General features: G+C 60.0%; 9 protein-coding genes. 5 read left to right on the top strand and 4 right to left on the bottom strand.

The genetic code is table 11. From position 1 onward, the window contains the following. Positions 1–184: 184 nt before the first annotated feature. From Q0526_RS10975 to Q0526_RS10965, 3 genes are all read left to right on the top strand, one after another. Entirely contained in the window at positions 185–964 is a 780-nt protein-coding gene (locus Q0526_RS10975) for a type III pantothenate kinase (RefSeq protein ID WP_298733483.1), read from the top strand. A gap of 155 nt (positions 965–1,119) precedes the next feature. Next, on the top strand, positions 1,120–1,584 hold the full coding sequence (locus Q0526_RS10970; RefSeq protein ID WP_298733481.1) for a hypothetical protein: 465 nt from the start codon (positions 1,120–1,122) through the stop codon (positions 1,582–1,584). Positions 1,585–1,707: 123 nt separating this feature from the next. After that, positions 1,708–3,579 (top strand): LTA synthase family protein, encoded by a 1,872-nt coding sequence (locus Q0526_RS10965; protein WP_298733479.1) that lies wholly within the window; start codon positions 1,708–1,710, stop codon positions 3,577–3,579. A gap of 221 nt (positions 3,580–3,800) precedes the next feature. Here the strand turns inward: Q0526_RS10965 and Q0526_RS10960 are convergent, their stop codons facing one another. The 4 genes from Q0526_RS10960 to Q0526_RS10945 all read right to left on the bottom strand — a co-directional run bounded on the left by Q0526_RS10960 (position 3,801) and on the right by Q0526_RS10945 (position 7,506). Further along, positions 3,801–4,541, bottom strand: a complete 741-nt coding sequence (locus Q0526_RS10960; RefSeq protein ID WP_298733477.1) for a nitroreductase family protein — start codon at positions 4,539–4,541, stop codon at positions 3,801–3,803. A 1-nt stretch (position 4,542) separates the two neighbouring features. Next, a complete protein-coding gene (locus tag Q0526_RS10955; RefSeq protein ID WP_298733475.1) occupies positions 4,543–5,979 on the bottom strand; it encodes a polysaccharide biosynthesis C-terminal domain-containing protein in 1,437 nt (478 codons plus the stop codon). A 31-nt stretch (positions 5,980–6,010) separates the two neighbouring features. Continuing rightward, on the bottom strand, positions 6,011–6,571 hold the full coding sequence (locus Q0526_RS10950) for a M48 family metallopeptidase (protein WP_298733473.1): 561 nt from the start codon (positions 6,569–6,571) through the stop codon (positions 6,011–6,013). 65 nt (positions 6,572–6,636) lie between these two features. Next, a complete protein-coding gene (locus Q0526_RS10945; protein WP_298733471.1) occupies positions 6,637–7,506 on the bottom strand; it encodes an AraC family transcriptional regulator in 870 nt (289 codons plus the stop codon). Positions 7,507–7,689: 183 nt separating this feature from the next. Here Q0526_RS10945 and Q0526_RS10940 point away from each other — a divergent pair, with 183 nt between their 5' ends. Next, on the top strand, positions 7,690–9,306 hold the full coding sequence (locus tag Q0526_RS10940; protein ID WP_298733469.1) for a mannitol dehydrogenase family protein: 1,617 nt from the start codon (positions 7,690–7,692) through the stop codon (positions 9,304–9,306). Between the two features lie 90 nt (positions 9,307–9,396). Further along, positions 9,397–9,767, top strand: a 371-nt coding sequence (locus Q0526_RS10935; RefSeq protein WP_298733467.1) for a mannonate dehydratase, incomplete at its 3' end; no start/stop codon positions are given.

Raw genomic sequence — 9,767 nt, 5'->3', positions numbered from 1 at the left:
CACCGCGAAACCACTTTGTCAACACTTTTTTCAGATTTTTTGACAAATTTTTCGGGCGATTTTTGGTTAAACAGTATATCGTGGTTTTTTGCTTTTGGAACCGCAAGGGATAGCTTTTCCTGCCCTTGCAATTTCCCCTCTATTATAATAGTATTAGAGCAGAACAAGAAAAGAGGGATTCCCCATGCTTTTAGCCTTGAATATCGGCAACTCCAACATTACCTTCGGCAGTTACTCGCAGGACGGAAAACTGGTGTTTTCCTCCCGGTTGTTTGCCGACGTTGCCCTGAGCAGCGACGAGCTGGTCTATAAAATGGTAAACATGCTGGCGCTCTACGGTGCCGAACCGCAGGAAGTCACCGCGGTGATCTTTTCCAGCGTGGTGCCGGCGCTGACCCCCCGGATGCGGGAAGCCCTGCACAAGATGTGCGAGGCCCCGGTGATGGAGGTAGGCCCCGGGCTGAAAAGCGGCGTGCGGATCCGGATGGACAACCCCGCCCAGTTGGGGGGCGAGCTGCTCTGCGCGGTGGTAGGCGCCTTGCAGCGGCACACCCCGCCGGTGGTGGTAGCCAACTTCGACACGGCCATCTCGATGCTGGCGGTGGACGCCGAGGGGGCGTTGGTAGGCGGCGCCATCCTGCCGGGACCGCAGGTGTCGTTGGCATCGCTGGTCAAGAACACCGCCCAACTGCCCCAAGTGGAACTGGACGCCCGGCCCAAGCGGATGCTGGGTTCCAACACGGCGGACTGCCTGCACAGCGGGATGGTCCACGGCACGGCGGCCATGGTGGACGGCATGGTGGAGAACTTCCGCGCCGCCCTGCACGCCCCCGAAGCCCCGGTGGTGGCCACCGGCACGCTGCCCCGCAGCGTCTGGGCGGCCTGCCGCACGCAGGTGGATTACCGGGAAACGCTGGTGCTGGACGGCCTATACACCATCTGGCGGCGCAACGCCCGGCGCTGAACCGCCGGTTCGACGGGGGATGCTTTCCGGCAGGGCTTGCCGGGAAGCCTTTTTCGCCTCCCATTTACCTCGTAATAGAAAATCCGTGGTCTTATGGGACCACCTCAAAGGGCAGCCACGCTGTCTATACCTTATATAGTAGGGAGATCTGCGCTATGCGGTATCAGCAAATCAACGCTTTCCCCTCTGTCATCCTGCACGACTGTTCGATCCGCCGGGTCTTTACCCGTGAGAGAGATCTGGTGGTGGACTTGGACGACTTCGGCTTTTTTGTCAAGGTGCCCGAGCAGGACAACTATTTTCGCACCGGGCCGGCCCGGCTGATCTTTACCTGCTGCGACCCCGACGATCTGGAGATCAAGGAGGTACGCACCCATCACCTGACGGAAGACCAGTTTTTCGATTCGATGTACGATGTCTCCCCGCAGGAGGTTGCGCGGCGGGTCAACGAAGGGTCGGTGCACCTGACCTTTTTAGAGGAATACTACGCCTGCCGGTCGGCCTTTTTTGTGCTGTATGTGCAGGACGAAGACGAGAGCCGGTATTGTTTGCAGGTGAAGGTATCCTACCGCACCATCCGGTATGAGTGGAACGGGGTGGACCTGACCTCCCCGTTTTGAACAAGGTTCCATCGCTTTCCAAGGAAAGAGGAAAATCTTCCTCTTTCCTTTTTTTGTGAACTATGGTATACTGGCGGATGTATGTTTATTCCCCTTGGTATAGAAAGAGAAAGGTTTTTTACCATGCAGACGTTAAAAACCATAGATTGGAAGAAAGTTTTTCTGCGGAGCGTGCTGCCCTGCCTGCTGGCAGTAGCGGTAGCGTTCCTCTCCCGGTATCAGTTGGAGCTGTCCGACGGCGTGACGCCCAACTATCTGGCGGAGCAGTGGCCGGTCTACGCACCGCTGAACGCCATGACAGCCTTCTGCCTGACGCTGATCTTCTTTGCGGTGGCGGGGCGCTGGTGGCTGGCCACCGGCCTTTCGGGGGTGCTGTTCACCATCATTGCGCTGGTGAACTACTACACCCGGGACCTGCACGGTTCGGCGCTGATGCCCCAGGACATCCTGAATCTGGGCACCGCCGCCGAGGTCATGGGCAGCTACACCCTGAAGATCTCCCAGACGGTGGTGACCATCGCCCTCTGCGTGCTGCCGGTGCTGGCCATCAGCGCGGTACAGTGGTTCCTGACCCGGGGCGCGGCCAAGCGGGCCAGTTGGAAAGCCCGGGGCGTGCGGGTCGCGGTTTGTGCGGCGTGCATCTTCTGCGTGATGTTCTTCGGGTATTTCGGACCGAACCCCATCAAGCCGAAAGCCACCTACGGCTGGGCTTGGCAGGAGACCTACTACAAATACGGGTACTTAGCGGGCACGGTGGAGGCCACCGCCCTGATGGCCGACCCCATTGTGGAGCCGGAAAATTACAGCGACCAAGCGGCGCAGGATGCCGCGGGGCTGGTGACGGGGAAATATGCCACGGCGGAAAGCGCCGACTACCCCGACATCGTGCTGATCTTGTCGGAGAGTTTCTATGACTTTGACTTGGTGACCGACCTGCAGGCCGACACCGAGATCATGCCGGTGACCAAGAATCTGGAGAATGCGGTCTACGGCCACACGGTCAGCCCCCATGTGGGCGGCGGCACCAATTCCAGCGAGTACGAGATGCTGTCCAGCAATTCGCTGATGCTGATGCCCTCCATCACCCCCTTCAACTGGCTGAACCTTTACGGCGCCAACAGCATTGTCGGCTACACCAAGAGCTTGGGGTATGCCACGATGGCCGCCCACCCCTACACGAATTCCAACTATCGGCGGGATTCGGCGTGGCGGGCGCTGGGCTTTGACGAGACCCACTTTGAGGAAGATTTCCCCACCAAGGAATACTATGGCAACCGGCCCTACCAGACCGACTCGGCCACTTATAAGGATTTTGCCCAGTTGTACGAGGCCATGCCGGAGGACCAGCCCCGGTTTGCCTTCTTGGTATCCATCCAGAGCCACGGCGACTACGACATGAACGACGCCTCGCTGGACCTTGTCCATGCGGGCACCGACTACGGTGAGTACGACGAGCTGATGGACGAGTTCCTGAGCTGCATGAAGATGAGCGACGCCGCGGTGGCGGAACTGTGCGACTACTTCACGCAGGTGTACGAGGAGACGGGCCGCAAGGTAGTGGTAGCCTTTGCCGGCGACCACGCCCCCAGTTTTGTGGACCATGTGGCGGATAAGAGCATCGCGCCCCAGAACGAATTGCAGATCTTGGAGCGGAGCACCCCCTTCTTTATCTGGGCGAACTATCCGCTGGAGAATACCGACTTGGCGGTGAGCGACACCGACCCGCTGAACCGGATGGATATGGTGATGCTGGCGCCGACGATCGCCCAGCAGGCAGGCTTGCCGCTGAGCACCTTCTACCAGTACCTGCTGGAGATGAAGGACGTGACCCCGGTGGTGACCGGCGCCAACGATTACATGACCCCCGACGGCCACACCGCCGAGTTCGGCACCAACACGATGCTGGACCAGTGGGTGCACGGATACCTGAATCTGGAATACAACAACGTGGGCGCCCACGCCAAGCGGGACCAGTCCCTCTTCGACGCCCAGTAATTATTCTTTCTTTGCAAAGAAAGAACCAAAGAAACTCCAACCTTATGCACCGGGGATAGGCAACTGCCGCAAAACCTCCCCCCGCCTATACAAGGCAGCTACGGGACCCCCTTGCAGAGAAAGAACCAAAAAAATTCCAAAAAAACGCATGGTCTTAGGACCATGCGTTTTTTCTATAAAAGTTCTTTGCCTCGCTTTCTTTCAAGAAAGCGAGAACCTGCTCACAAAAACTCTTTCAGATACACCCCGGCGCTGCGGCTCATCTCCCGGGAGAAATCGCTCTCGTATTTCCGGTTGCAGAAGGCCTGCACGTAGCGGTCAAAGTCAAACTCCGGCAGGTCGGCGCCCCGCAGGGCAAAATCCTCCCGCAGTTCGGCCTCGGTGCGGTCGCGGTAGACGTTCTCGCAGACCACCGCCTCCTCCCGGAAGCGGGCCGGCTTTTTCCGGTCCTTCTGCTGCTGGGTGGGCCGTCCAAAGACCAGCATACAGGCCGGCACCACATGGGTGGGCAGATGCAGGGCTTCCCGCATGGCTTCGGCGTTTTCCAGCACGTCCCCGATATAACAGCTTCCGATGCCCAGACTTTCCGCCGCGGTAACGGCGTTCTGGGCGGCAATGCAGCTATCCGCCAGCGCCAGCAGCAGGTCGCCGGGACCGGGGTTGCGGGGTTCTTCCACCCCGGCCGCCCGGTAGGCCCGGGGCCAGCGGCGGCAGTCCGCCAAAAAGACCAGACAGAGGGGCGCCTTGGCAATGAAGGGCTGGTGGTCGCACAGGTCGGCCATCGTGGCTTTCAGGGCCGGGTCGGTGATGTCCAAAATGGTGTAAAGCTGCTGGTTGCCCGCCGTGGGCGCCTGAAAGGCAGCCTGCAAGATGGCTGCGCGCTCCTCGGCAGTCACCGGTTCGTCGGTGAACACTCGGACACTTTTGCGGGCAGATAACGCCCGAAGAATCTCATTTTCCATATTAGGCTCCTTTACGGCGGCGCAGAAAGCGCCCCAACAGTTTTTGCACCAGACTGTATACTTCCCGCACATTGATGGCGCAGACCACGGCGGTCAGGACCACCACGGGCAGCACCCAAGCGGTAAGGTTCATCAGACACCAGATCTCGGCCAGCACCAGCGCCAAGTTGACGGCCAGCCACGCGGGGTGGAAGTCGATGCGCAGCAGCCCCCGGGTGGAGTAGGCCCGCAGCAAAAAGACCAGCAGCAGGCTGAGGAAGCTGGCCGGGGTCACGCCCCAGGGTCCCCACAGCAGGATGAACGCGCCGTTGAGGAGTACGTTGAGCACCGCCCCCGCCAGCATGGTGACCAGCGACCCGGTGGACCGCTTGTAGACCACGTAGACGCTGTTGAGGAACTGGTTCAGACAGGTACACATCGAGCAGAGGGTCAGGAACGGCACGAAGGTCCAGCCGTCGTAGTATTCGGCTTTAAAGAGGTGCATCATGGGGCGGCAGAGCATGATGACCCCCGCCACGCAGCAGAACATGGCACAGGCATACACCCGGAAAATCTTGGAGAAGAAGGCTTCCCGGTCCTGTTCCTCGGTCACGGCGGAGAGCTGCCACGCCTCGTAGAAGATGCTGCCCATGATCGTGATGACCTGAGGCAGGAAGTACCCCGCCGACAGCAGGCCCACCCAGTAGTTGCCGCTGCGGCCCTGATATTCCTCGCACATCGCCTGCACAAAGAACATGTCGCTGGCGTTGATGATCCAGAAGCTGATGGCCGCCGGGATCATGGGCAGACAGTAGCGGAGCATATCCCGCCACAGTTTCCGGTCAAAGGCTTTGGGTTTGCAGTATTTCCAGCATCCGCCCACGAAAAAGACGAACACCATGGAGGTCAGGTCGGCGCAGGCGTTGGCCAGCAGGAAACCGGTGGCCCCCAGATGGAGCCAACTCAGGAAGATCAGATAGTAGGCCAGCAGCGCGCCGGTGGTGAGCACGCCGTCGATGGCCACCAACCGGTTGAGCATCCGGGCCCGGATAAACTGGGTACACAGGGTACGCAGACAACTGGCCAGCACACAAAGGTAGAGATAGGGCAGGTAGTCGGCGGCGTTGGGGATGAGCCGTACCAGCGGCATGGCCACCAGCAGGATGGCAAACCCGGCAAAGATGGTCAGCCCGCCGTTGACAAAGACACTGTCCTTGCGCACCGACTTATCCAGACCAAACCGGATGACCGCATAGGATACCCCCAAGCTGACCACCGGGATCAGCAGGTTGGTGGCCTGCTGCAGCAGGCTGGACACGCCCATCACGTCGGGGGAATCCAGCGCGTAGCTCAGGTAGGGCCGGATGAAAAAGCTCAGCAGTTTGGAGCTGAAGTTGGACAGCGCAAACAAAAGGGTATTGTTCACCAAGGTGGTGTACTTTTTCTGGGAAGAAGCCAAGGGCAAAACCTCCGTACAAAGAATGGGCGGATCACCGCAGCAGTTTGCGGCGCTGCCGGTAGTCGGGCAGGACCGCTTCCACCGCCGCCCAGAACGCCGGACTGTGGTCGGGGTGGGCAAAGTGGCAGAATTCATGTACCACAACATATTCCTGGGCAGCGCGGGGCGCCACACAGAGCCGCCGGCTGAAGGCCAGCGTGCCGGTTTTCAGGCTGCAGGACCCCCACCGGGTGTGCATATCCCGCACGGCGATGCGGGGAAAGGCCCCGCCGGGGCAGGTTGCTGCAAACTGAGGATAGTATGCCCGGCAAAGGTCGGTCATCTGCGCCAGTGCTTGGGCTTTGGGGGGCAGGGCGGCGTCGGCGGCTGCATCCCACCGGGCGTGGGCGGCAGCCCGGTCTTGGGCGGTGCGCACCCAGCCCGCCCGGGAGGCCACAAAGGCATCCACCACGGCGGCGGGCACCCGGGGGGCGGCGCTGGCCGCCACCGAGCCGTCGGCCCGGACCCGCAGGTTGATGTTGCGCACCCGCCGCCGGGTCAGGGTATAGCATACCCCGCCGGCAGCCCGCTGTTCGGTTTTGGGCGCAGCCACGGTCCTCCCCCACTTTCCTGCAAGATACGCCCCTATTGTACACGCATCGGGGACAAAGTGCAACCTTAGTTGTCCCGCATCTTCTGGATGTACTGCCGGGGGGTCTGGTTGTATTCCGCCTTGAAGGCCCGGTAAAAATTGGCGTAGTCCCCAAAGCCGCAGTACTGGCAGACTTCGTTGGGGGGCACGCCCCCCGCCAGCAGTTGTTTGGCGTTGAGCAGCCGCTTTTGCAGGATGTACCGGTGTACCGTGGTGCCCACCTGGGCATCGAACTTGCGCAGCAGGTGGTATTTGCTGATGAAGAATTTCTCGGCCAGTTGGTCCAGAGTCAGGGTCTCGCTGTAATGCTCGTTGATGTAGTGGAGCACCGCGTCCACCACCTGGTCGCTGCTGCCCGCCGGGCGGTTGTCGCCCCGTTCCTCGGCGGCGCGGTTCAGGCCGATCATCAGTTCCACCAACGCCCCTTGGGCCAACAGGTCGCTGCCGTATTCCTTGTTGGACTGCAACGCGCTGAGCCGCTCGATGATGGACCGCATCTGGGCGCCGGTGGTTCCGGGCAGCCGCAGCAGGTTGGTGTGGTTTTCCACGCTGGTGTCGAAGCACCGGGTCAAGCTGGTGCGGGGGGTGGACAGCCGGTCCAGATAGGACCGGGAGATCCACAAAACGAACCGCTCGTAGGCGTCGGCGTCGGTAGCGATGCGGGCCTGATGCAGTTCCAGCGGGCTGGTGACCATCCAGTCCCCGGGGCGCATGCGGTAGATCTGGTTTTCCACAATATACTCTACCCGGCCCCGCAGCAGCAGGTACACCTCGTAGAAATCGTGGTGATGCAGCTCCACCTCATTCATATAGGTAGAGCGGTAGCGGTAGATCTCGTAATCCGAGGCGATCATGGTCTGGCGGCGGGTATAGGGGTTGAAATTGGAACCTGCCATCTGATTTTCCCCCTTTTTCCGGCAAATACCGGTGTGCTTTTCTTTATAGTATACTTTACCGCAACTTTTACAATCTTTCAAGCAATCACGGCCATTTTCCTCATAAAAATTGCGCGGTATACTGAAGGTAACGCGGGCGGGGAAATCCGCCCACCACGCATCCAAAAAAAGGAGCAAACCGCTATGCAGATGAATGCCTCTTCCATCGTGAATCAGAAAGCCGAGTGGGAAAAGCTGGGCGTCAAGCTGCCCCAGTTCGACCACGCCGCCATGACTGCCGCCACCAAGGAACATCCCGTCTGGGTACACTTTGGCGCGGGCAACATTTTCCGTGGTTTTATTGCCGCCTTGCAGCAGGACCTGCTGAACAAAGGGTTGGCGGACCGCGGCATCATCGCAGCCGACACCTTCGACTACGACATCATCGACAAAATCTACACCCCCTACGACAACCTGACCATGATGGTCACCCTGAACCCGGACGGCACCACCAGCCGGGAGATCATCGGTTCTGTGGCCGAGGGTCTGCGGGCGGATTCTTCCGACGCGGCCATGATGGCCCGTTTTAAAGAGATCTTTACCGATCCCGGTTTGCAGATGATCTCCTTCACCATCACCGAGAAGGGCTATGCCCTCTACCGTCCCGACGGCAGCCTGATGCCGGTGGTACAGGCCGACATCGACGAAGGCCCCGCCCATGCCCGTCATGCCATGAGCATGGTAGCCGCCCTGCTGCTGGAGCGTTTCAACGCCGGCAAGTACCCGCTGGCCGTGGTGTCCATGGACAACTGCTCCCACAATGGTGAGAAGCTGCAGTCCAGCGTGATGACGGTGGCCAAGGCTTGGGCCGAGAAGGGCTATGTGGGTCAGGACTTCATCGACTACCTGAGCGACGAGAGCAAGATCGCCTTCCCGTGGTCGATGATCGACAAGATCACCCCTCGTCCCCACAAGATGGTGGAGGAATCCTTGGCCAAAGACGGCATCGAGGATATGACCCCCATCGTCACCAGCAAGAACACCTTCATTGCGGCCTTTGTCAACGCCGAGCGTCCCCAGTATCTGGTCGTGGAGGACAAGTTCCCCAACGGCCGTCCCGCGCTGGAGAAGGCGGGCGTCTACATGACCGACCGCGACACGGTGAACAAGACCGAGCGGATGAAGGTCACCACCTGCCTGAACCCGCTGCACACCGCCATGTCGGTGTACGGCTGCATGCTGGGCTACACCCTGATCTGCGACGAGATGAAGGACGCCGACATCGTAGCCCTCATCAAGCGGCTGGGCTATGTGGAAGGTCTGCCCGTGGTGGTCAACCCCGGCATTCTGGAGCCCAAGGCCTTCATTGACGAAGTGGTGGAGCAGCGCCTGCCCAACCCCTTCATGCCGGACGCGCCCCAGCGCATCGCCACCGACACCTCCCAGAAGGTGGGCATCCGCTTTGGCGAGACCATCAAGAGCTACCTTGCCGAGGGCCGCGACCTGAACACGCTGGTATCCATTCCGCTGGCCATCGCCGGCTGGCTGCGTTACCTGCTGGCCGTGGACGACAACGGCGCCGCCTTTGAGGTGTCCGCTGATCCCCTTAAGGATGACCTGCAGGCCAAGCTGGCGGGCATCGAAGTAGGCAAGCCCGAGACCTATCAGGGCCAGTTGAAAGCCATTTTGGCCAATGCGTCCATCTTCGGCACCGACCTGACCCAGACCGTGCTGGCCGACAAGATCGAAAGCTACTTTGTGGCCGAGCTGGCTGGCCCCGGCGCGGTGCGCAAGACTTTGCACGACGCTTTGAACGGCTAAGTCGCCGTTGCCTGTCCGCCGACCGCGACGGATTGAAAAATTCCGCATCACACTGTATCTTTTTAAAATTCACATACTAGGAGGTCTTTTATGTCCATGAAAATGGGTTGGCGCTGGTATGGTGAGGGCAACGACCCCATCACGCTGAGCGACATCAAGCAGATTCCCGGTGTTGAGAGCATTGTCTGGGCGCTGCACAGCAAGATGCCCGGCGAGATCTGGGAAGAGGATGAGATCAAAGCCGTAGTGGACCAGATCCATGCTGCCGGTTTCTCGGCGGAAGTGGTAGAGTCCGTCAACGTTCATGACGACATCAAGATCGGTCTGCCCACCCGGGACGCCCTGATCGAAAACTACAAGCAGTGCATCCGCAATCTGGCCAAGTACGGCGTCAAGATCATCTGCTACAACTTCATGCCGATCTTTGACTGGACCCGCACCGACCTGTTCCATCCGGTGGG

The sequence above is a fragment of the uncultured Subdoligranulum sp. genome (assembly GCF_937890665.1).
This window is presented reverse-complemented; position numbering and strand designations above follow the sequence as displayed.